The organism is cyanobacterium endosymbiont of Braarudosphaera bigelowii (genome assembly GCF_020885515.1).
Taxonomy (GTDB): domain Bacteria; phylum Cyanobacteriota; class Cyanobacteriia; order Cyanobacteriales; family Microcystaceae; genus Atelocyanobacterium; species Atelocyanobacterium thalassa_A.
The window spans coordinates 535100-558737 of sequence record NZ_AP024987.1; the positions used below are offsets into that span (position 1 = coordinate 535100).

Sequence of the window (23638 nt, forward strand, 5' to 3'; positions counted from 1 at the left end):
TTTTTAAAGACAAAAATTGTAATATTATGACTATTTTCGAAGGTACTTTTGCAGAAGATTTATCTAATATCCGTTTTGCCATCGTTATAGGTCGTTTCAATGACTTAGTAACCAATAAACTTTTATCAGGATGCCAAGATTGCCTGAAGCGTCATGGAATTGATATAGATCCCCAAGGTAATCAAGTTGATTATGCTTGGGTTCCTGGTAGTTTTGAGGTTCCATTAGTTGCACATCAATTAGCTTTATCAAATAAGTATAATGCTATTATTTGCTTAGGAGCGATTATTCGTGGTCAAACGCCACATTTTGATTATGTATCAGCAGAAACAGCTAAAGGAGTAGCTGCAGTAGGATTTCAGACTGGTATACCTATAACTTTTGGTATTTTAACTACTGATACTATGCAGCAAGCTCTAGAAAGAGCAGGTATCAAGAGTAATCAAGGATGGAATTACGCTTTAAATTCTTTGGAAATGGTAAGTTTAATGAAGAAAATAAAATCTTCTAACCCTACCAGTAATTTTTAAAAATTTGCAGTAAATATCAACATATTATTTTTCTAAAACAAGTAATAATCTATATTAGAAAACAATATGTTTCAGTATCGAATTTATTTAATAATAAGTTTGATTATTAATAGTTCATTTTATTATTAAATCATTTACTCAAAAAGTTCATAAAGCGTTGTATCTCAGTCAAAAAACCTGTCCTTGAAAGTTGACTAACATTATGATTGCTAGCTGTAACTTCGTTGACAATTAACGATTCCAAATCTTCTTGGCTGGGCTTATGATTCTTTTTATTTATTAGTTGGTAACTTTCTTCCTTTCTAGAGTAAGTATACCAAGGGGAACAGTATGAGTGTACTATTAAAAATTCATCTAATGGATGGAAATAATAGACAGATTCTAAAGTATTAAGAAATCGTTTTTGTATTTCACGTGCAACATATCCAATACCTACAATAGACATATCTTCAAACTGAGGAATCAAGAAAATAATAGGACGGTTATTGGCCAAGCTACATAGTTTCTCTATAGCTCCTATCTCAGTAAAAGAAGGAGCTACTAATAGTAGAATTTGATCTGTTTCTAATAATTTATTTTCTATAGTAATTCCTCGATTTCCTAGATCACTTATCTCAAAAATAGTCTTTCCCCAGTCACGACGAGCCAATGCGGCAGATCCTGTATCAGGGAAAAATACTTTTAGTCCTGATTCTTTATTTTCAAATATGGATATAAACTCTAAAGTTAAATCTTGTGATTGAAGAGCAATTTCTGGAATAATTATTTCTATACATATACGTTTAACACCTGCTTCTAGAGCAATTTTTGTGGCTTCTTTTGCCTGAGATACAGCTTGTTCTAAACTCACAGGAATTTCAATCATATTGCTACCAGCTACTACTATCTTAACTGTCGGCATTCTACAAGAAGAATGGCCAATAAACAATAAAAATATGGTAATTGTTTTAGTTTAATTTTTTATAAAAACATTGAATATTCTTTAAACCATTATGTTTCTTCGTAAACATTTACAAAGAAACATAATGATTCATAATTTCATAGTGATTTTTAATAATAGTGAAGATTAAAAATATAGAAAACAATTAGTCATAAAAGTTCAATACAAGAAAAAGAAAAATTCTTAATCAAAGAATTTTCTTTTTCTTGACCCTTAATAATACGATTACTTAAGATATAGTAATTTCCAACTTTATGATAACTATCCTCAAAATCTCTTTTCTCTGTTTTTACTTGTCCCGTTTTAGGGTCATGATAAATAGAATCATAGCAATGTGATAAATACCCTTCTCCAGTATCATGACTACTAAAGGTATTAATCGTAACGACGATACCATGAATATGACGGTGAACATGACAGATCTCATTATTGTACACTTTATAACTATCTCCTTCTGATTTACCACCCATGAGAATTTCTACAAAGCCTTTTTTATCTACACTACCATAGCGAAAAAAATTTTGACTATGGGTATCTTCAAACGAGCGACGTACTCGATGAATAGTAATTTCCCATAACTGAGATTTAATTTGAGCTAAAGCTTCTTTATCTTGAATATTAAATACTTCTGAGGAAAGATCTTTGTTAATCTTAATTTGACCAGAAAATACTTGATCATTTTCTTGAAAAGTTATATTTGCAGTGTATCCTGGAAAGTTAATATCCCAAGTATAACGATTTTCATATGCGGCACGAAATAAATCTCTAGCATCAATAGTTTTTTCACTCATGAAGTTTGTTGTTACCTTTATATTAAAAATTGGAAGAGTTTAGCACCCTCTACTTTAGCAGGATGAAGTCTAAAAAATAGAAAAACTAAATTTGAAATTTTTATTTAATTGTTAATAGTGTTTGCATATGTAAAATTATTAAATTTCTATCGGAACGTGATTAAATTACTAAAATTATGCTGTTTTATGAACCCCTTTATCAAAAGTATCGCCCTCAAACTTTTAGTGACCTAGTAGGACAAGAGCCAATTGTCATAACTCTAAGTAATGCTGTTAAAACTCAGCGGATATCTCATGCTTACCTATTTACAGGTCCTCGAGGAACAGGCAAGACATCTAGTGCCAGGATTTTGGCAAAATCTATTAATTGTTTAAAATCAGATGTTCCTAGTGTATCTCCTTGTGGAAGTTGTGAAGCATGTAGAACTATAGTTAAAGGCTCTTCATTGGATGTTATAGAAATTGATGCAGCAAGTAATACAGGAATTGATAATATCCGTGAAATTATTGAGCAAGCAAAATTTGCTCCTATACAACTTCGGTATAAAGTATATATTATTGACGAGTGTCATATGCTTAGCATAGCCGCATTTAATGCTCTGCTAAAGATATTAGAAGAACCTCCACAAAGAGTAATTTTTATATTGGCAACTACTGATCCTCAAAGGGTTTTACCTACAGTCATTTCTCGTTGCCAACGTTTTGATTATCGCCGTATTTCAAATCAATCAATAGTTCAGCATTTAGATAAGATTGCGAATAAAGAAAATATTAATATTGAATTAGATGCACTAATGCTTATCGCACAAATATCTAATGGTGGATTGAGAGACGCCGAAAGTTTATTAGATCAATTAAGTCTATTTCCAGAAAAAATTAATGCTGAAAAAGTAAGCGATTTAGTAGGCTTAATTTCTGAAAAAGATTTATTATCACTATTACAAGCAATTCGTTCCAATAATTCAAAACTTATCATTGAATTATGTAGAAAATTAGTAAATAAAGGCAAAGAGCCATTAACAATATTACAAAACATTGCAAAATTTTATTTAAATTTGCTTATTGCTAAAGTATCGTCTGAATGTCCTGACTTAACAGTCATAAGTACAAAAAATTGGGAAGAACTATGTATAGAAGCAGAATATTGGGAAACTAATAGAATTCTAAAAAATCAACAAAAATTGAGAGATAGCGAAGTCCAGTTAAAGAATACGACTCAACCTTATCTATGGATAGAAATTATCCTATTGGATTTATTACAAGAACCAAAAGAATTTTCAATAGACAGTAAGCTTTGTAGTACAGCTACTGGAGATGATAATAGTGAGAAATCAAAAGTTAATAACTCTAATATAGAAAGTGAAGCTACCTCTAATATAGAAAATGTGTTTGAAAGTATCAATGATAATCCAAGCACTTCAATTAATGATATTAATTTAGAAGAAATATGGAGTTCAATAGTAAAAAAACTTCCACCATTTTTAGCAGGATTAATTAAAGAGCACGGGTGTCTTCTTAACTGTGAGGGAAGAACTGCAACTGTTGGTATGTCTACTTCCCCATTACTTGAGTTAGCAAAAGGTAAGCTTTCTCAAATTGAATTAGCTTTCCAAGAGGTTATGGGTCATCAAATTAATGTGACCTTCAGAGTAGAAGCAAAGCCAAAATCTAGCCAAAATCTACCATGTGAATTAAATTCAAATATTCCTAACGATAATCTAAATAATCTAGAGAAAAATATAATTCCAAATCAAAAAATAAATAACTCAGAAATAGTTTTAAATAAAAATCAAGAATTTCCTCATAGCCCAGAAATAAATGTTTCTTTCGAAGTATTAGATAAGCCATTTAAAGTTCCTCATTTAATAGAACAATCTGATAACGAGATTGCACAAATAGCGAAACGAATAGCCACATTCTTCAAAGGAGAGATTATATATGATAATAAAAGCGTAAATAACAATGATACTAGTAGGGGTTCATATATCCCAGATAACGAAAAAGAAAAAATAGCCACAAAGGTATATCAAGACTGTCAAATTAAAGAAGAAAAAAGATATGATAATGACCAACAGAAACAATTTATCTTAAATGAGGCCAATAATAATAAAGTAGACAATAAAAAATTGTCACAAAAAATTTTAGAAAAAAAGATTAAGGGAAGACCAGTAATAACAACAGAAGAAGATCTAGATTTTTAAATAAAATTATTACTTATATATTAACAATTCTTAAATTTATTTCTGAAGAAATTAAATACATTTTTAATTAGTTACAAAATAATAATAGAGATTTTAATAACAACAGGCATAGTAATTGTATTGTTGTTTTATTATTTAAAATTAATTTTGCTTCAACATCAAATGATGACTTAACGTTAACGAAAATCATTATTTAGTTTAGATTTTAATTCAAAATATTTACTTTTGGTTTAAGTCACAAGGATATTAAAACAACACTATAAGTTTCTGATTATGAAATTAAAGAAACATAATTGAAAAAATCAATTATAATAGTATTTTCTTAAAAATAATTTGCTAGAGTAATTATCGAGCAAATTAACAGACTATTACATAAATCAACCGAAATTAATGTTTTATGCCAGGTGACTACTACAAAATTCTTGGAGTTGACCGTAACGCCAATAAAGAAGATTTAAAACAAGCTTATCGACGTCTTGCTCGAAAATATCATCCTGATGTCAATAAAGAGGCAGGAGCTGAAGAACGATTCAAAGAGATTAACCGCGCATACGAGGTATTATCTGAACCTGATACACGAAACCGTTATGATCAGTTTGGGGAAGCTGGAGTTAATGGTGCAAGTGGTTTTAATCAAGGTGATATGGGAGATATGGGTGGCTTTGCCGATATCTTTGAAACTATTTTCAGCGGATTTGGAGGTGGAACTAGTACAACAGGGACACGTCGTCGTAATGAGCCAGCGAAAGGAGACGATTTACGTCTTGATCTCAAATTAAACTTTCGTGAAGCAATATTTGGAGGAGAAAAAGAAATTCGTATTCCCCACCTTGAAACATGTACGATATGTCAAGGTAGTGGTGCCAAACCAGGAACAAAAAGAAAAACCTGTCCAACTTGTGATGGTCAAGGGCAAGTACGTCGCTCAACCCGTACTCCATTTGGAAGTTTTGCTCAAGTCTCCACCTGTCCAACCTGTAACGGTGAAGGAGAAATTATTGAAGAAAAATGTGAGGTCTGTGGTGGTGCTGGACGTAGACAAGTGACTGAAAAAGTAAAAATCACGATCCCAGCTGGAGTAGGAGATGGAACCCGTCTCAGAGTATCGCGTAAAGGAGATGCTGGATTAAGAGGAGGGGTAGCAGGAGATCTTTACGTATACTTATACGTTGAACCTGACAAAGTTTTTACTCGAGAAAAGATGAATATCCTTTCAGAGATTAAGGTTAGTTATCTGCAAGCCATTCTCGGATGCACTGTCTCAATTGATACAGTAGATGGGAAAAAAGACTTGCCCATTCCCCCTGGTACACAGCCTAAAACAGTCTTAACTCTAGATAGTTTGGGTGTTCCTAAATTAGGAAATGATGCCATTCGTGGTGATCACTTGATTACAGTTAATGTAGATATTCCTACTAGAATTAATTCTGAAGAAAGAGAGCTTTTAGAAAAGCTGGCTGTAATTAAAGGTCAGACTCATGGCAAAGGTGGAATAGAAGGATTTTTAGGGAGTTTGTTTAACAAATGAACTCTTTAAGCTCAGATGCACTTCTTTTAGATTTGCGCGGAGTCTCTTGTCCTCTAAACTTTATTCGCATTAAATTAAAGTTAGAGAATATTCTTTCTGGATCTATTTTAGAAGTTTGGTTAGATCCTGGTGAGCCGATGGAACAAGTTCCTGAAAGTTTAACAATGGAAGGTTACCAAATAGAATCCATAAGCGATCATCACGAATTTTTTTCTATTAAAATTCGTTGTTCTTAATAGAAAAAGATGGGAATCTACTAATATAAGTAATTACTTTCATTGTATTTTATTATGAATTTTGTTTATTGTGTATGATATAAACTCAACACATGATTGTTTGCCTACCACTGTTCCAAATAATTTTGGAACAGTGGTAGCGATCCAGGCTAATTTTTATCGAGTTCATCTAGATAAAAATTATGGAGATGAGAATTCTTACTCTATTCCATACTTACTTTGTACTCGGCGTAGTCGTCTTAAAAAGATTGGACAAAACGTCATGGTAGGAGATCGTGTAACAATAGTAAAATCTAATCATGAAGATTCTCGAGGATCAATTGTTTCTATCTTACCTCGCAAAACAGAATTATCTCGTCCTCAAGTAGCTAACGCAGATCAAATACTTTTACTTTTCCCTTTTAAAGAACCTGAGTTAGAACCTTGGCAATTGAGCCGCTTTCTTGTCAAAGCAGAATCAACATTAATTCCATTGGTCTTGTGTTTTAATAAAGTCGACTTACTTGAAACTGAAGAGCAGACAAGATGGAAAATGAGACTAGATGAGTGGGGATATAGTCCACTTTTAATAAGTACTTTTACTATTCAAGGATTTCAACAACTCTCCGATTGTCTACAAAATAAATTTACAATTTTAGCTGGTCCATCTGGGGCTGGCAAATCTAGCTTAATTAATAAATTAGTTCCTAATATCGAACAAAGAGTTAATGAGGTTTCAGGTAAATTACGTAAAGGACGTCATACTACTCGTCATGTTGAACTTTTCAGGTTACCTGGAGGAGGATTAATAGCTGATACTCCTGGTTTTAATCAAGCTGATTTACAATGTGATCCTTATAAATTAATTAATTATTTTCCTGAGGCAAAAGCTCAACTAAAACAAGGTAAATGTCAATTTAATAATTGTCTGCATAAAAGTGAACCAAACTGTATTGTCAGTAAAAATTGGGAGAGATATAGACACTATTTAACTATATTAGCAGAAATACTTTTGCAAAAAGAAGTAGACCAAAAAATAAAGGTTCAGGAATCAACATTAAAACTCAAGATTAAAGCTTTTGGAAAAGAATGTTATGAGCCAAAATTAGAAATTAAGAAATATCGACGTCATTCTAGAAAAGACAGAAAACAAAACTTACAAGAATTATATGAAAACGAAAACTTAGAAGACTTAGAATGATAACAAAATATTAACGCTCTAATAGTTGTGTTGAATAGGTTACTAATTTTTCTTCGAAAAACATTTATTTAAGAAGGGAAGTTACTAGTTCGAAACCAATTTTCTGCAATCATGATTTTATTTTTTTTGTTAAAAATTTGCTGATTAACTTTAAAATAAAAGTAGATACATATTCAGATTCTATTTCTATTATTTTTCAATTCTAATAAGCTCACTGTTCCTACTAAAAAAGCATAAATTCCATACCTGATATAATTTTCATTTCTTAACTGCATATAGTAAACCATTATTAAAGATTCAATTAAATGAATTATAAGTGCAAATCGGCCTATCCAAAATAACAATTTTAAATAATGAGGAAGTTCATAATTATTAATTAAAACATACATACTATACAATTCAGCTGTAATAGCACTACTAACTAAAATTATAGACATTATTTTAGTCAAAAGAATAATCAATTTATATAATCTCATATCAAAAAATTTCTCTGTAAGTTTAATTAGAATTAATATTAGAAAGTAAAATTACTAATTTTGATAGAAACTTTTAACAAATTTCTTTAAGTATTCTCAACATAAAACTTATATAGGTAAATGACTATTTAAAATAGAATTTATTTTAATAAATATAGTTAGTTAAAAATTTTGAGAATTTTTTAAAAAATATAAAATATATACAAAAACAATATAACTTATAATGCATAGTGTTAAGATCATACATTATTTGAGATATGTTTTTATTACATTAGTATGATCTTTTTATTAGAAATTGGTACAGAAGAATTACCTACAAGTTTTATTAGCCGTGCTATTGATCAATGGAAACAAATAATTCCTACTAGCTTAGAAAAAAATTTTTTGACTTCAGAATCTATTTCTGTCTATGGAACACCAAGACGGCTAGCTGTTATTATTCCTGGACTATTAGAAAAACAGAAAGAACGCAACGAACTAATAAAAGGTCCTAATGTTAAAGCAGCATTTAAAGAAGGAAAACCAACTGCAGCCTTAGAAGGATTTGCACGAAAACAAAATGTTGAAATTAATAGCTTAGAAATTCGTCCTACTAAAAAAGGGGACTGTGTATTTATTGATAAAAAGATTCAAGGTATTGAAACAATTGAGATTTTACCAAAATTAATTCATAGTTGGATTAGTACTTTAGAAGGCAAACGGTTTATGAGATGGGGAAATGGTAATTTTAAATTTTCTCGTCCAATTCGATGGATAGTATCTCTATGTGATTCTAAAGTATTACCTATAAAAATTGAAAATGGAGATACTATAATCGATAGTAATTCTTTTTCATATGGACATAGAATTTTAAAACCTGGTCCTATCAATATTCCACATGCTGCTTCTTATCTAGATATATTAAGATCTGCTTATGTTGAAGTAGATCCTATTAAACGTCATAACACTATTGAAAATAATATTAAAACAATAGCTAAAAATTTAAAAGGAGCTATCGATAATTCTCAAGAATTATTAACAGAAGTTGTAAATTTAGTGGAATATCCTACAGCAATTATAGGATATTTTGACCAAGAATTTTTAGGACTCCCTGATGAAGTCATAACAACTGTAATGATTAAGCACCAAAGGTATTTTCCAATTAAGCAAATATCTAATAATCAGCTTTTACCGCAATTTATTAGTATCTCTAATGGTGACCCTAACAAAAGTACAACAATTATCCGAGGAAATGAAAAAGTATTAAAAGCCAGGCTATCAGATGCTCAATTCTTTTATGTATCTGATTGTAATCAGCCTTTACATAGCTATCTTCCTCAATTACAGAATGTTATTTTTCAGAAAGAATTAGGAAGTATAAGAGATAAAGTGGATCGGATCATAAGTATTGCTGAACAAATATCTGAGCAATTGCAATTTACGCCACAACAGATAAAAGAGGTTATAAGAACATCCCTTTTGTGTAAAGCTGATCTTGTAACCCAAATGGTATACGAATTTCCAGAACTACAAGGAATTATGGGTCAAAAGTATGCTTTAGTCAATGGAGAGTCAGAAATTGTTGCCCAGGGAATCTTTGATCATTACTTACCACGTGGGCATAATGATCAAATGCCAAAATCTTTAACAGGTATTGTTGTTGGAATTGCTGATCGTTTGGATACCTTAATTGGAATTTTCGGATTAGGAATGATTCCAACAGGATCATCTGATCCTTTCGGTTTAAGAAGAGCAGCAAATGCTATTATTTCTATAATATGGGAATCTCAAAGATCTATAGATTTATCTGATCTAATATTTAAAGGGTGCGATTCATTTATTCTAAATAATTCTGACAAAGAATCTCCTCTAAAATCATTAAAACATTTTTTTGTTCAACGCATTCAATCTCTACTACAAGATGAGCTAAAAATTGATTATGATTTAGTAAAAGCAGTACTGGGTGATATGGATTCTGAATATATTGAACGTGCTTTTCAAGATGTTACAGATTTAAAAAGACGTGCTCAATTTTTACAAAATATACGTGACAATGGAACCCTAAAAAAAGTATATCAGACCATTAATCGCTCAACTCGTTTGGCAAAACAAGGTAGTCTTGAATATACAGAGCTTAGTCCTTATACAATAATTAATAATGACTTATTTAAAAAATCATCTGAACAAGAATTATATGATGGTTTAGTAGACTTAGTATCTACAGTAAATACTATTAAAGCCAAGAAGGATTATGAGCTATTAATTGAAGGTTTAATCAAAATTACTCCGATAGTGGATGAATTTTTTGACGGGGAAAATAGTGTTTTGGTGATGGATGAAAATCAAAAAATTAAACAAAATCGTTTAAACTTATTAGGAATTCTACGTAATTATGGAAGAATATTGGCTGACTTTGGTGCAATTGTTAAAAGTTAACATAATTCAAAATTATAAGTATATATATGCTAGTTATATATAGCGATATCTCCTAAACAATAGAAGAACCATAACATTATTAAGAATCTATGATTCTTGATAATGTTATGGTTCTTACCTTTTTATTAAACTCTTGTCTAAAATTAGTATTTAGTTCAGTATTTTATATATGGAAATAGAAACTATAGAATAAAGGTATCCCAATTAAATTATTCTAATAATAACTTTTAATATTCTAGGCTAAATCTTCATCAAAAAATATAGATTCTTCCTGTTCTACAATACACCAATCTTCATTTTCTCCTCCAATAATCAACTGTTTAATTTTAACTAATTCTTTATCTAATTGATTTAAAGAATTTATCAAAATGTCTAATGCAAACAAATCACTAGTACCTAAATCAAGCCAACAACGTCCCCATAAATTTTGATATTCAAAATCTCCCATATTGTGCATGAGAGCCATCATGCTGTTATCAAGAATATCTATATTATAATTGATATAACTAATGTCAACTCCAGCGTCTTGTACTTGTAAATTTTCGGCGTTAAATGCACCTAATTTACCTAAATAGAACCAAGAATTAAACACTTCTTCGATATATTTTTTCTCTGAAGAAGACGGAACTGTTTCAAATTCTAACCATATCCATAGGTCAAAAGGATTAAATTCTCGAAATCTGATTTCCATAAAATAATAAAAAGTTAACTAAAAGATCATGTTGTAAAAAATTTTGACTAATTTCTATAAAATTTTAAAAATTGAATTAGCAGATATATAAACTGTGACAAAAATTAATTAGTTTTCAGTCAGTAAAGATAAAGGAGACAAATTAGGACTAAGAGTGTTTATATCGATACCAGTTTTATGAGCTATCAAAACACCTAGTGCTTCTAAATATGAACTTACTGTAATAGTTTTTAGACCTAATGATTCAGATGGAACATCAATAGTTGTCTTATTTTCTGTCACTGCTATTATAAGTGAATCTCTTTGACTAAAACTAAAAATAGATGAGCCCCCACAAGCAGTTGCTGGTACTACTAAAGCATCGATATCATCAGCCCAAATACTATGAAAACGTTGTTTAGTAATAAATTGTGGAGCACGACTTAATCCAACTAAGACAGAAGATAAAAACGTATAGCCTAATTCTTCTGCTGCTGAACGAGGAGAAACAGTATCATCTAATGGCAAAGGATGTAAAGCAGGAGCATGAGCAGCTGGTATACAAAATTGACTAACTATTAAGTGTGAAATGATTGATTCAGCGCCTGCTATAGGATCAACACCATTGCCGGAACGATAATTACTAATTAATGTTTCATCTATTGTGTCAGGAAAACGAGATACTATAGCGATCGCTTCAGCCCCATTCTTATCAATCAATTTTTCAGCAGCTCTTAGTAAACTACCTGGATTATTAATTGTCCCCCAGCTTGTTCCTGAGTTAGCGATGCGGGTTTCTACACCCAGTGGAGCATCTGTAATCATATAGTCAGTTAATCTTAATCCAAGAGTCCCCCTTGCTGCATTCGCAGCTTGTATATGTCTAGACATTAGTTCTGATTCAATTCCTTGATCAAGAATTAATCCGACTTTATTTGAAAGTACTGGATTCAATCCCCAATTACCACAAGCAAAATTATCTAAACCATAGCCTTCAACATAAAGAATATTGCTAGAAGGCCAGTATAATTGTGCTCCGTTTAAAACATTGGGGTGAGTAATTAAATAATCACATACTTTTGCCATAGCCCTAGCTAAAGGCAAGGCATCTCCAGCATAACCACCAATAGATGCTCCAATACCTGTAGGAACAATTAAAACAGCACTATAAGGACGACTAATCACAAATTTGTTATAAGATAATAATTAATATTTTGAGTATAATTAAATTACAAAATTTAGAACAATTTCATATGTAACTACAAACAGTCTTTAATAATAACAGCTTCTAGTTGAGCAGTTTTCTTTTGAATATTTACTTTTGTAATTGCCCAACGTAAAGGTTTTCCATATTTTAATAATTCTATTTCTATATTTTTTTGGAAGGTCTTTATGTTTTTTGGTATTTTAATTGTTATCTCAATAAAGTCAGTTACCATTAATTTATATATGTGCTTTGTATAAAAATATACTATGTTGTTTATAGATTAGACATTTTACCATTAGCTCTAGCTAAGTGATTAAGCGTCAGATCATATTTTAGATTAGATTTTTGTATTTAATCTTAGTCTAGATTCAATCAAATACCTATACCAATAGATATAGGTATTTAATCTTAAAACAGCTTTGTAATGAAATATTATACAAAGTCTGTGTAAGACATTGAGCTACATAGATTCTACAACTTTTTCTTTAAAAACCTTTCCAGCAGAAAATGCTGGAACTGTAGTTGCAGGAATGGTAATTGGTTGTCCTGTTTGAGGATTCATACCTTTTCGCTCCTTTCTGTCTCTTGGCTCAAATGTTCCAAATCCTACCAAAACTACCTTGTTCCCAGAAGCAACTGTTTCCATAATTGTATTCGTTAGTGCATCCAGGATTTGACTCGTTTCTTTCTTAGTAAGACGAGTCTTTGCAGCAATAGTGTTAACGAGGTCTTCTTTATTCATTGTTAGTTGATAGAAAACTGTGACTGAGGCTGATTATAGCGGAAAATAATTTTTAGATCATCAAATAAGAAATAAGAACTATTATTTTTCCATATAATAATCTTTTTTCTCTACTATTTTTTGTCTAATTTAGTAACTTAAAGAAATTGCTTTATTAAAAAAAATATTATTTTTTCAATATGTTTTTTTAGTTACAGTTTCCTAATAAGATGTCTTTATAGAATCCCTAATTACTTAACTAAAATCTAAAACATAATCAATCTAAGCAGTAAATATATTCTTAGCAGAAGAAAAATTTAAACAATATTAATACTTAAACTTATATTTAGAGATATATTTTAAATATTTTCTTCAGGTTTAAGTTAACGGTGTATAAAAACTCCTAATCCTATTAAGATTATTCCCCATAGTTTTTGTCTCTGAATATCTTCTTTTAATATCAGTTTAGCTCCTAGCATACTTATGATATAAGTTAGTGCAGTTGCTGGACGAGCAAAACTAATGTCTGTCCAACTTAGAACAGAAATAAAACTAAAAAATGCAATGCCTTGACATGCGATACCACTAATAATTAAAGGACTTGTTATTATTTTAATAATCATTTTTTTAACTTCTGATAAAGTTACTTTCTCTATTTCTCCTATTTTTTTCATACCAACTGCTAGTAACAAATCTCCACTAGCATCAGATACAGAACTAATCATGATTGCTAACCAAGTTTTTGATATGGTCAAACTAAATGGTAGAAAAAATAAGGGTAAATTTCTGGATTTAAGATTATTGTGTTGAACTGAATTAGCCGTTTTACTATCACTTAGTCCTACACATAGTGCACCACAAGAAATGACAAAAGTACTTAACCATCTCATACTTGTAACATCTTCTCCCAAGAAGGCCCAAGCAAAAATACCATTTAGAACATAACTAGAGGCATGAATAGGTAGAACATAACTGAGATCTAATTTTGATATTGCTGTCAAGTAAAGACTTAAAGAAATTATCAATATTCCTAAACCTGATAAAATCCAATAATTGGTTAAGACATAAGTAATTAAATATAGAATAATTGTTGGATTAGAAGAATCAAAGCCAACGAAGTCTTTCATGCCTCGACTTAAGAAAATATCGCCTAATACTTGAGTAATTGATAAAGATGCTAATAATAAAAAGATTTTCACAGTGTCTAATGATTGATCACTAATTTTTAACTGCTTTGTCTAATTCTCGTCTGATTCTCTATTAAGTTCATATTAATTTTTTATTAAACTTTCTCATCAAAATTATTATCTTGATATTAGAGACGGAAAGATCAAAGCTTAATTTTTTTTACAAATAGAGATATTGAGATAGAAAAATGAATTAGAACTAACAGCTATTTATATATTTAAATGGTTACATTTAGACGTTCTATAGGATATTTTGTAAAGTTCAAAATTCAAACAGAGGAACTAAATTAACTTCAATAAGTCTTCACCATGAATGAAAAAATTCTCATATTAAAACAAAAATATTTTATATAAAAAGCTAAGATTATGTTCTTTTGTAATTTCAGCTATCTTAAAAGTGTCATATGAAGCTGTCTATTATTATCCCCGTTTACAATGAAATCCATACTATAGCTATTATTCTAACAAAAATAGCTATGGCTCTCCCAGAAGTAGATAAAGAAATCATCCTAGTAGACGATGGATCTACTGATGGTACTCGAGAATGGTTATTAAAAACCTTTGGATCTGCTAATAAAAATTCTGTCAAAGCAACATTAAACAATGGTTCTCTTGTAGCTGTAGATAGAATTGAAAATAATTTACAGGAACCATCTACAGAAGCAAAAGTAGAAACGGCTTCTATAACAGTTAATATAATTTTTCATCATCTTAATCAAGGTAAAGGAGCTGCATTAAGAACAGGATTTGAAAATTCCACTGGAGAAGTTCTTGTCATACAAGATGCCGATTTAGAATATGATCCACAAGATTGGAAGCGAATGTGGAAACTGATTGAGGGAAATCATGCAGATATAGTTTATGGAAGTAGATTTTATGGAGAACCTCATCGAGTATTATATTTTCACCATCTTTTAGGGAATAAGGTAATTTCTAATTTAATTAATTTATTATGTAATACTACTCTTACTGATATTGAAGTTTGTTATAAAATGTTTCATCGTAAAGTTATAAATGGAATGGAACTTATTTGTAATGACTTCGGTTTTGAAGTAGAGTTTACAGTTAAAGTTACCAAAGCCCGTAAATGGCGCATATACGAGACTGGTATTTCTTACTATGGAAGAACTTATGAAGAAGGAAAAAAAATTAACTGGAAAGATGGTGTCAAAGCTTTAGCATATATTGTATGGTTTTGGTTGTTTCACTAAATATACAAAAAATACTAGTATGCTTATGAGGTTTTAATATACATTGAATATAATTTAAGTTTGAAGGTATGTTTATCACATACCTTCAAACTTTTTAATTGATGGATTCTCTAAACTGTCATAATATCTTTATTTTTGACGGTTAATAATTCATCAATTTTTTTAGTAAATTCATCAGTAATTTTTTGGATATTTTCTTGTAAGTCACGGGATTCATCCTCAGAAATATATCCATCTTTTACTTGCTTACGTACAGCTTCATTAGCATCTCGACGAATGTTCCTGACAGCGACTTTCCCTTCTTCTGCCATTTTATTAGCTATTTTCGTCAAGTCCTTTCTTCTTTCTTTTGTTAGAGGGGGAATATTAAGACGTATAACTTGGCCATCATTATTCGGTGTTAATCCCACATCAGACATGTTGATAGCTTTTTCAATTTGTCCTATACTCCCTCTGTCAAAAGGTTGAATCATAAGAGTAGTTGAGTCAGGAGTATTAATATTTGCAAGAGATTTTAATTGAGCTTCCGTTCCATAATAATCAACCGTTACTCTATCAAGTATCGCTGCATTAGCACGTCCTGTTCGTAAGGTATTAAAGGACTTTTGAGTAGATTCAACAGTCTTTTTCATACTAGCTTTAAGATCATTTAACATCACAGAAGCCTCCCACAACGGTTCCAACAGTTTCACCTTTAATTGCCCGAACAATATTTCCTGAAATAGAAAGATTAAAAACAATTATTGGTATATTATTCTCTTTACAAAGTGATATGGCAGTACTATCCATCACTCGTAAATCATGAGTTAATACATGATTATAATTGAGGCTTATATAGCGACGAGCGTTAGGATTAAGTTGAGGATCAGAATCATACACTCCATCAACTTTAGTAGCTTTGAATACTACTTCTGCATCAATTTCTGCTGCTCTTAAAGCGGCAGTTGTATCAGTAGTAAAAAAAGGATTACCTGAACCGGCCCCAAAGACAACAACTCGCCCCTTTTCTAGATGCCGAATTGCACGGCGACGAATATATGGTTCAGCCACTTCTTGCATAGCAATTGCCGTTAACACTCTCGTTGGAACACCCATTTGCTCGAGAGCATCCTGTAATGTCATTGCATTCATAACTGTAGCGATCATTCCTACATAATCTGCAGTTGCTCGATCCATTCCTGCTGAAGCAGCTTTAACCCCACGAAAAATGTTACCTCCACCTACAACAATCGCTAACTGAATGTCGTGGCTGATAACATCTTTAATTTCTTGAGCAATATCGGCGACGACTTTAGGGTCAATGCCATAGCCCAGATTTCCCATCAGGGCTTCACCGCTGAGTTTAAGTAATACGCGCTGGTAAGTCATCCCTTTGCTATAACTTGTTTTATTAAGCCTATAATGTCTGGATAATAAGCATCAGGTATCTTGTCCCTTTTGTCAAACAAATTAATATTATTTTCCTTATTTAAGTAGGCCTGGGTCGATGTTTTTAATGTTTATAACTGTTTTAGGTACTAAGTCTTGAGAAAAAAAATTCATCCTAAATGAAAACATAATATTAACTATTGAGCTTTTCTCTCAAAGAGTCATAACATAATCAATATTATTTACTAGTAACGACTGTTCACTATAAAAACTAATAGCAATACCTTAATGTTACGTGAAAAAGAAAATACATTGATACAAAGATTATTGTATCAATGTATTTTCTGTAAATATTTAGATATAGTTATTTTTATATATAAACTAATGGATAGAAGTCGATTTTCTTACCTATTATTCATAAGTTAAACAATAGTTAAAATATAGACATTTAGTATAACCATAAAGAATACAAAGCATAAAGATATTATTAACTAATTTAGTTATACCTTGTACACAAAATATAACTAAATTAGTTAATATCCTTAATTTATTTTAATAGTCCACCATCCAAAAGTAGGTCCAATAAAATGAACCCCAAACCATATAAATATAGTAATTCCAATACCTATCCAAGCTGCATTTGTTGTCCATTTGTGCAGTAAATTAGCCTGATTTTTAGAAACAGGAAACTGAGGAAAAATCCTTTCTTCATTCTTCCCGAAATTATTCATTTTTTTTATACGACGCTTTGATTCACTCATATTTAACTTAAAATAATACTATGACTATCTAGTATAAATATATACTTTGTTGAAAAGTCTGTATAATTTAATATAGAGTTTTTAAGAAATATTATTAGTTTAAACTAGTAATATAACAACTAAGTATCGATAAGCAACATACTAAGTATGTCATAGCCTCTAGATTTAGAAAATATCATTTTTTGTTATAAATTCAGTATTGATATATTTTTAATTACTATCTGTTTACTAGCTTTAATAAAAAATCTTATAGTTACTTTGTAATATTTTAATATTGAGTAATGAGAGTTATTTACATTTCGTATTTAAGATACAAAGTATAGAAATTTAGAAAATATATATCAATAGTAAAATTTTGATATATATAAATTGTGAATAATATTGTCATTCATCGAAATTTTACTATTAATATAATAAATTTTTACAACTATCTCTTTTAACTTATTTGATAAATTATTTTTTATCTTGTAATTTAAAACTTATTTGTTGCAGAAACTTGGTATTATAAGACTCAAATAATTATAATTAATTTTCAAATTAAAAATATGGGAGAGACTATTACTCTATTATCAAAACGAGAAATTGATAAAATGCGTCGGGCTGGACGTCTAGCAGCTAAATTATTAGATCACTTAGAACCTATGATTAAGCCTGGTATAAGTACTTTAGAGATTAATAATGAGGCAGAGAGATGGACTCAATCCCATAGAGCAATAAGTGCACCTCTCGGATATCATGGTTTTCCAAAATCAATTTGTACTAGTGTCAATCATGTTATTTGTCATGGTATTCCTAATGCACAACAAATTTTAAAAGAGGGAGATATCATTAATGTTGATGTTACGCCGATTTTAGACGGCTATCATGGTGATACATCAAAAACATTTTTCGTGGGAAAATCTTCACAAATAGCAAAAAAATTAGTAGAAACAGCAGAAACATCTTTAATAAATGCTATTCAAACTGTAAAACCTGGTTCAAAAATTGGAGATATTGGAGCTGCAATTCAAGAGTGTGCAGAACCACATGGTTTTTCGGTTGTAAGAGATTTTGTTGGTCATGGTATTAGTAATATTTTTCATACAGCTCCCCAAATTCCTCACTATGGAATAAAAGGTAAAGGCAAAAGACTACGTTCTGGGATGGTATTCACTATTGAACCGATGATTAATGAAGGAACGTGGGAAGCAGTTATATTAAAAGATGGTTGGACAGCAGTCACTAAGGATGGAAAGTTATCAGCTCAGTTTGAGCATACTATTGCCGTAACAGAGACAGGAGTAGAAATCTTAACTATTCTAGATTAAATTATTCGAAAGAAAATTTATATTTTATCTAGTAGAGATCTCAATGTTTTAAAACTTAAATCAAAAGTTTGAAAAACCAATTCTTATATTAAAGATAGTCTAAATTAGACACAACAAAATATAGGATTTCAAATGTAAATGTTATTTTTTAATGAAAACAATGATTAAAAAATAACATTAAGGGTTTTTGCTAAACATAATAAAAATTAATTTGTTAATTATAAAATAAACTATGTATATTATTCTTATATGATAAAAGTTCTTCATTTTTCTGATATTCATCTCGGTAGTGGACTTTCTCATGGAAGAACAAATCCGAAGACTGGCTTTAATACCCGTCTGGAAGACTTTGTGAAATGTTTAAGTTTATGTATTGATAGTGCAATTGAGGAAGAAGTTGATATTGTTCTTTTTGGAGGTGATGCTTTTCCAAATTCAACACCACCTCCATATATTCAAGAAGCTTTTGCTACTCAGTTCCGACGTTTGTCTAATCTAAACATTCCTACCGTTTTACTAGTAGGAAACCATGATCAACATTCTCACATAAATGGGGGGGTGAGCTTATCTATTTATAGAACTTTAAAAGTACCTAATTTTATAGTTGCAGATACTCTAAAAACTCATAAAATACTAACAAAAAATGGTTATGTACAAGTTATTACCTTACCTTGGTTAACTAGATCTTCTCTTCTAACAAAATCTAAAACTGAAGGTCTGTCTCTAGAACAAATTGATAATCTATTAATTGAAACATTAGAACCAGCTCTGGAATCAGAAATTAGAAAATTAAATTCTAATGATCCAACAATTTTACTAGCACATTTGATGGTTGATCGAGCAAGATTTGGGACTGAAAAATTTTTGGCGGTAGGACGTGGATTTACTATTCCTATTTCTTTATTAATGCGTTCTGAATTTAACTATGTAGCATTAGGTCATGTTCATAAACATCAAAATCTTAACCCTAAAAATAATCCTCCTATTATTTATCCAGGCAGTATTGAAAGAGTAGATTTTAGTGAGGAAAAAGAGCAAAAGGGATATGTTTTATTAATAATTAAAAAGGGACAAACAAGTTGGAATTTTTTTCCTTTACCTGCACGTCCCTTTATTACAATAAAAGCTAATGTTTCTCAGAGTACAAATCCACAAAAAACTTTAATTGATACTATTAGAAAAAAACCAATTAAAGAAGCTATTGTTAGATTAAACTATCAAGTTCGTTCTGAACAATTAGAATTAATTGATATTTCTTCTATTCATGAAATATTAAAGCACTCTCATAGTTATACAATTTGCCCTGAAATACTTAGTGAGATATCTAGAATACGTTTGCCAGAATTAGGGTTTGGGAAAAGTTTGGATCCGATTGAAGCTCTAAAAACCTATCTTAAAGATAAAAACGATATCAAAGATATAACTGATGAGCTGCTAGAAGCAGCTCATCAGTTATTGAAAGAAAAAAACGAAATAATAGAAACAGACTAATCTAAGCATAGATCTTCTTACGAAATTAATAATATTAATCTTAATTTCATGGTTGTTTAGTTGAAATATGATGTGAGATATTCTCAATTACCTTTATAAAAATTAATATTGCTAATTTTTAATTACATAGTCAAAGATTGAATATCAGTTTCTATTACTTTTGCGAGATCCTGTAAAAAAGCAGCTGCATGAGAACCATAAATTATACGATGGTCACATGTTATATTGACTGTCATCTTATTCTGAATTCCAAATAATTTATCTGAGATTGCTACTACATGAGGCTTAGAAGCTCCAATCGCTAAGATAGAGCCTTGTTCTGGAGGTAAAATTGCATCAAATGTATCTACTCCAAACATACCTAAATTTGACAAAGTAAATGTTCCATTACTATATTCGTTTGATTTTAATTCTTTCTTACGTGCTCTATACAATAAATCTTTCCAGATACGAGAGAGAGAGTAAATATCTGTTTTATCTACATTATTTAAAACTGGAGTAATTAGACCGCCATCAGGCATCGCTACAGCTATTGCAATATTAATAGATTCACAATATTGAATACCTGAGTTACCATATTTAGAATTTACTAACAAATGGTTTCGTAATGTTAAAGCAATAGCTTTTGCCAACATAACAGTCATCGTAACGCCTTTAGATTTGATATTCTTATATAGTTCATCTAATTTCTCCGTATTGATATCATAACTTACTCTAAATACTGGAACTTGTAGAGTAGCTGACATATTTTTCACTATTGCTTTCTGTATAGTGCTAAATGGAGTAATTCCTTGAGATATATTAGTTTTAGGATCAGTTATTAATTTATCTTCTATTTTGTTTTGAACATCCTCTGTTACAATCCTTCCATAAGGTCCACTACCTTTAATTTTGCTCAGATCTATACCTAATTCCTTCGCTATTTTTTTGGCTCTTGGAGATGCTATAATGCGACCTTCAGGCTTTTTTATACTAGAAATAGAAACATCAATAGTATTAAATTCACTTTGATAATTTTTAGTAAAGTTTTCTTCTATTTTTTCTTCTTCCTTTTTTAGAGAAGGAGTAAGTTTCTTAGATTTTTCAGAAATAGGTAGAACTTTGTTCTGAGTATCGCTAACCTCTTCTGCAGTTTCTGCTATTAAAGCAAGTACCTCTCCTACAGGAGCTTCCTCTCCAGCCTTTACTAAAATAGTCGCAAGATAACCATCATAGAAAGATTCCACATCCATATCTGCTTTATCTGATTCTACAATTAGAACAGTTTCTCCCTTCGTGACTTTATCTCCAGGAGATTTTTCCCATGAAATAATCTTCCCTTCAGTCATAGTGGAACTTAAAGCTGGCATAAAAATGTCATAAATCATAAAGTATTATTTTTATTTTATGGTACTAAACTATTAGTAAATAAATAATCAAAATAAGAACATTAAATGGATCTTGAAGTTTGATAACATATATTATTGTAACGGAAAAAAAACAATTTGAGCATTAAATAAGTCAAGAATAAAAAGTTAGAAAATTTTTAATTTAGTTAATTTTTCATTAAATGACTCCGAAAGATATATCAATTTATTGATTTTTTTACATTCCTAAAATGATGCAATAAAATTAAAATCATTATATTTTTCTAGATGAATTAGAGTTGCTTTTATATTAAAAACAACTCTAGTTCATCTAAAATTCTATATAAAATTTTAGCTAATCAATTTATAAATTTTAAGTGAGAATAGTGATTCAAACAAGATGATTCATATACTATTTAATTAAAACTTTTACTTGTAAAAATTTTAAAATAAAAGCTTTGGAAAAGTTCTTTTAAAGGAAATACTAAATAAGTGGCAGGATTTATCGTAACAATAATATTTCGGTAATCTTTCTTAGCATCCCTAATGATTTTTTTTGCTACCCAATCTGCTGAAAGAATGCCGATGGGATTGAGCTTACTTTTAAAAGGACCTAATATCAATTTTCTAACAATGCAAGGAGCATCTAAACGACGAAGTGTAACTAAATTTCCCAAAGCTCTTTTGCTCAGTTCATATAGTGGACTAAATGCAGGAATTACCTCTGATTCTGATGTATTAACCCAAATTTCTTTACAGGCTTTGTCACGATTAGTTTTGATGGTTTTAATAAATAAGTCCATTAAGCGACAACCTGAAAACGTATTAATTTCATAAGATTGTCTGATCGATTCTATATTTTTTTTGTTATTGACATTTATTCCGTGATTAATTATTAATATATCAATTTTAGATAATTCATCTATTAATTTATATTCTTGTCCAGTTTCCCAAACTAATGTTTTAACAGGTAAACTGTTACCATTAATATCTAAGACAATAGACTTATCCTGAGAACTAAAAGCAACTATTTTAGCCTGATTAAGGTGTAATATTTTAAGTATTGCAATACCTAGAGTCCCTGATGAACCAGTTACTCCAATGGTTTTGCCTTTTAGAGACAAAGCTGTTCCCATGATCTTGTCAATTAAAGTTAGCGTACCACTGTAATAAGCTTTCTGATTGTCAAAGTGATGTCTCCAATGATAAGGACGGTTTACAAACCATTGAGAGGGCAAAGAAGAGAATTCTCCTGGATTATGAGTGAAATCAGTTAATTTATCAATATTGGAAATTCCTAACCCGCGAGCAACTGCTCCTAGCAGAAAGAATAAAGAATAAAAGGATCCTAATTCTGCAAACCACCAATAGGAAATATTAAGGAACCATAATATTGTTACAGGAATGGTCCCAAAAACTATCATAACCAAAGATTCTGGTACATCATTATACCAGTGAGCTTTACGATAAATTTCTTTGTTAACAGAATTAAAATTTGAATCAAATACTCGATGATGCCAATTATGGAAACGATATAATGTTTGCCAATTATGAGCAAGAATATGGTAGAGATCTCGAACGATTTCTACCCAAATAATTGATCCTAAACAAAGTGTAATAATAAATATGATATCAATCATTACGTAGTCATATAAGTATTTATTTTGTATTATAAATAGATAGTACAAAGTATTGTCAAAGTTATCAAAAAAGAATAGTTATTTCTTTATATACGTTACAGAAATATTTTTTTATTAGTTCTTTTAGAATTATAAGTAAATCTATAGAATACTTTAGATAGTTATCTAACTATAGAATATAGCAGCAGTTCTAATTTTAAGGAACATTAAATTATTATCATTAATTTAATATTCTATTAGTATATTGTTTTTTATTTTCACAGTATTGAATTGATATGTTTAGAGAAATAATTACTTTTACTTTTCTAAAATATCTAAATTTCTCTCTTCTTCCATAGTTTGTCAATTAGTTCAAAGGCTAACTGTCCATTCTAAAAAATTATCAAATGATTTATCTTAGTTTTTAGCTGTTTACTTTATACTTTTACTTAG

General features: G+C 30.1%; 20 protein-coding genes and 1 pseudogene. 9 read left to right on the forward strand and 12 right to left on the reverse strand.

Features of this window, described 5'->3' with window-relative positions:
• Positions 1 to 26 precede the first annotated feature (26 nt).
• Positions 27 to 530 carry a 6,7-dimethyl-8-ribityllumazine synthase gene (ribH, locus tag LPC16_RS02280; RefSeq protein ID WP_229637581.1) on the forward strand — a complete coding sequence of 168 codons (504 nt, stop codon included), beginning with the start codon at positions 27 to 29 and terminating at the stop codon, positions 528 to 530.
• A 130-nt stretch (positions 531 to 660) separates the two neighbouring features.
• On the opposite strand, the gene LPC16_RS02285 is transcribed toward ribH, so the two are convergent.
• Entirely contained in the window at positions 661 to 1458 is a 798-nt protein-coding gene (locus tag LPC16_RS02285; RefSeq protein WP_229637582.1) for a DUF1995 family protein, read from the reverse strand.
• Positions 1459 to 1619: 161 nt separating this feature from the next.
• Positions 1620 to 2261, reverse strand: coding sequence for a DUF3386 domain-containing protein (locus tag LPC16_RS02290; protein ID WP_229637583.1), 642 nt, complete (start codon positions 2259 to 2261; stop codon positions 1620 to 1622).
• Positions 2262 to 2437: 176 nt separating this feature from the next.
• Here LPC16_RS02290 and LPC16_RS02295 point away from each other — a divergent pair, with 176 nt between their 5' ends.
• The 5 genes from LPC16_RS02295 to glyS all read left to right on the forward strand — a co-directional run bounded on the left by LPC16_RS02295 (position 2438) and on the right by glyS (position 10297).
• Entirely contained in the window at positions 2438 to 4462 is a 2025-nt protein-coding gene (locus LPC16_RS02295) for a DNA polymerase III subunit gamma/tau (protein WP_229637584.1), read from the forward strand.
• 397 nt (positions 4463 to 4859) lie between these two features.
• A complete protein-coding gene (gene dnaJ, locus LPC16_RS02300; RefSeq protein WP_229637585.1) occupies positions 4860 to 5990 on the forward strand; it encodes a molecular chaperone DnaJ in 1131 nt (376 codons plus the stop codon).
• Positions 5987 to 6226 carry a sulfurtransferase TusA family protein gene (locus LPC16_RS02305; protein ID WP_229637586.1) on the forward strand — a complete coding sequence of 80 codons (240 nt, stop codon included), beginning with the start codon at positions 5987 to 5989 and terminating at the stop codon, positions 6224 to 6226. Before dnaJ ends, LPC16_RS02305 begins: the two co-directional genes overlap by 4 nt.
• A gap of 70 nt (positions 6227 to 6296) precedes the next feature.
• Positions 6297 to 7406 carry a small ribosomal subunit biogenesis GTPase RsgA gene (rsgA, locus tag LPC16_RS02310; RefSeq protein ID WP_407084189.1) on the forward strand — a complete coding sequence of 370 codons (1110 nt, stop codon included), beginning with the start codon at positions 6297 to 6299 and terminating at the stop codon, positions 7404 to 7406.
• Positions 7407 to 8158: 752 nt separating this feature from the next.
• A complete protein-coding gene (gene glyS, locus LPC16_RS02315; RefSeq protein WP_229637587.1) occupies positions 8159 to 10297 on the forward strand; it encodes a glycine--tRNA ligase subunit beta in 2139 nt (712 codons plus the stop codon).
• 235 nt (positions 10298 to 10532) lie between these two features.
• Here the strand turns inward: glyS and LPC16_RS02320 are convergent, their stop codons facing one another.
• The 5 genes and pseudogenes from LPC16_RS02320 to LPC16_RS02340 form a co-directional block, all read right to left on the reverse strand.
• Complete coding sequence (locus LPC16_RS02320; RefSeq protein WP_229637588.1) at positions 10533 to 10988, reverse strand: DUF3531 family protein; 456 nt, start codon at positions 10986 to 10988, stop codon at positions 10533 to 10535.
• Between the two features lie 108 nt (positions 10989 to 11096).
• Positions 11097 to 12152 (reverse strand): DUF3326 domain-containing protein, encoded by a 1056-nt coding sequence (locus tag LPC16_RS02325; protein WP_229637589.1) that lies wholly within the window; start codon positions 12150 to 12152, stop codon positions 11097 to 11099.
• Between the two features lie 74 nt (positions 12153 to 12226).
• Complete coding sequence (locus LPC16_RS02330) at positions 12227 to 12406, reverse strand: DUF8621 family protein (RefSeq protein ID WP_040055089.1); 180 nt, start codon at positions 12404 to 12406, stop codon at positions 12227 to 12229.
• A 228-nt stretch (positions 12407 to 12634) separates the two neighbouring features.
• Positions 12635 to 12928, reverse strand: a pseudogene (locus tag LPC16_RS02335) (HU family DNA-binding protein); the annotation flags it as partial.
• A gap of 350 nt (positions 12929 to 13278) precedes the next feature.
• Complete coding sequence (locus LPC16_RS02340; RefSeq protein WP_229637590.1) at positions 13279 to 14094, reverse strand: EamA family transporter; 816 nt, start codon at positions 14092 to 14094, stop codon at positions 13279 to 13281.
• Positions 14095 to 14486: 392 nt separating this feature from the next.
• Here LPC16_RS02340 and LPC16_RS02345 point away from each other — a divergent pair, with 392 nt between their 5' ends.
• Entirely contained in the window at positions 14487 to 15293 is an 807-nt protein-coding gene (locus tag LPC16_RS02345; RefSeq protein WP_040055091.1) for a glycosyltransferase family 2 protein, read from the forward strand.
• Positions 15294 to 15403: 110 nt separating this feature from the next.
• Here LPC16_RS02345 and frr read toward each other — a convergent pair whose 3' ends face one another.
• The 3 genes from frr to LPC16_RS02360 all read right to left on the reverse strand — a co-directional run bounded on the left by frr (position 15404) and on the right by LPC16_RS02360 (position 17422).
• Positions 15404 to 15949 (reverse strand): ribosome recycling factor, encoded by a 546-nt coding sequence (frr, locus tag LPC16_RS02350; RefSeq protein ID WP_407084194.1) that lies wholly within the window; start codon positions 15947 to 15949, stop codon positions 15404 to 15406.
• Positions 15939 to 16661, reverse strand: a complete 723-nt coding sequence (gene pyrH / locus LPC16_RS02355) for a UMP kinase (protein ID WP_040055093.1) — start codon at positions 16659 to 16661, stop codon at positions 15939 to 15941. Before pyrH ends, frr begins: the two co-directional genes overlap by 11 nt.
• A 542-nt stretch (positions 16662 to 17203) precedes the next feature.
• Complete coding sequence (locus LPC16_RS02360) at positions 17204 to 17422, reverse strand: DUF2839 domain-containing protein (RefSeq protein WP_229637591.1); 219 nt, start codon at positions 17420 to 17422, stop codon at positions 17204 to 17206.
• Between the two features lie 545 nt (positions 17423 to 17967).
• Here LPC16_RS02360 and map point away from each other — a divergent pair.
• Both map and sbcD read left to right on the forward strand, forming a co-directional pair.
• A complete protein-coding gene (map, locus tag LPC16_RS02365) occupies positions 17968 to 18729 on the forward strand; it encodes a type I methionyl aminopeptidase (protein ID WP_040055095.1) in 762 nt (253 codons plus the stop codon).
• Positions 18730 to 18978: 249 nt separating this feature from the next.
• Positions 18979 to 20220, forward strand: coding sequence for an exonuclease subunit SbcD (sbcD, locus tag LPC16_RS02370; protein ID WP_229637592.1), 1242 nt, complete (start codon positions 18979 to 18981; stop codon positions 20218 to 20220).
• Between the two features lie 122 nt (positions 20221 to 20342).
• Here sbcD and LPC16_RS02375 read toward each other — a convergent pair whose 3' ends face one another.
• Positions 20343 to 21587, reverse strand: a complete 1245-nt coding sequence (locus LPC16_RS02375) for a dihydrolipoamide acetyltransferase family protein (protein ID WP_229637593.1) — start codon at positions 21585 to 21587, stop codon at positions 20343 to 20345.
• Between the two features lie 395 nt (positions 21588 to 21982).
• Positions 21983 to 23206, reverse strand: coding sequence for a bifunctional sterol desaturase/short chain dehydrogenase (locus LPC16_RS02380; protein WP_040055098.1), 1224 nt, complete (start codon positions 23204 to 23206; stop codon positions 21983 to 21985).
• Positions 23207 to 23638: the final 432 nt, after the last annotated feature.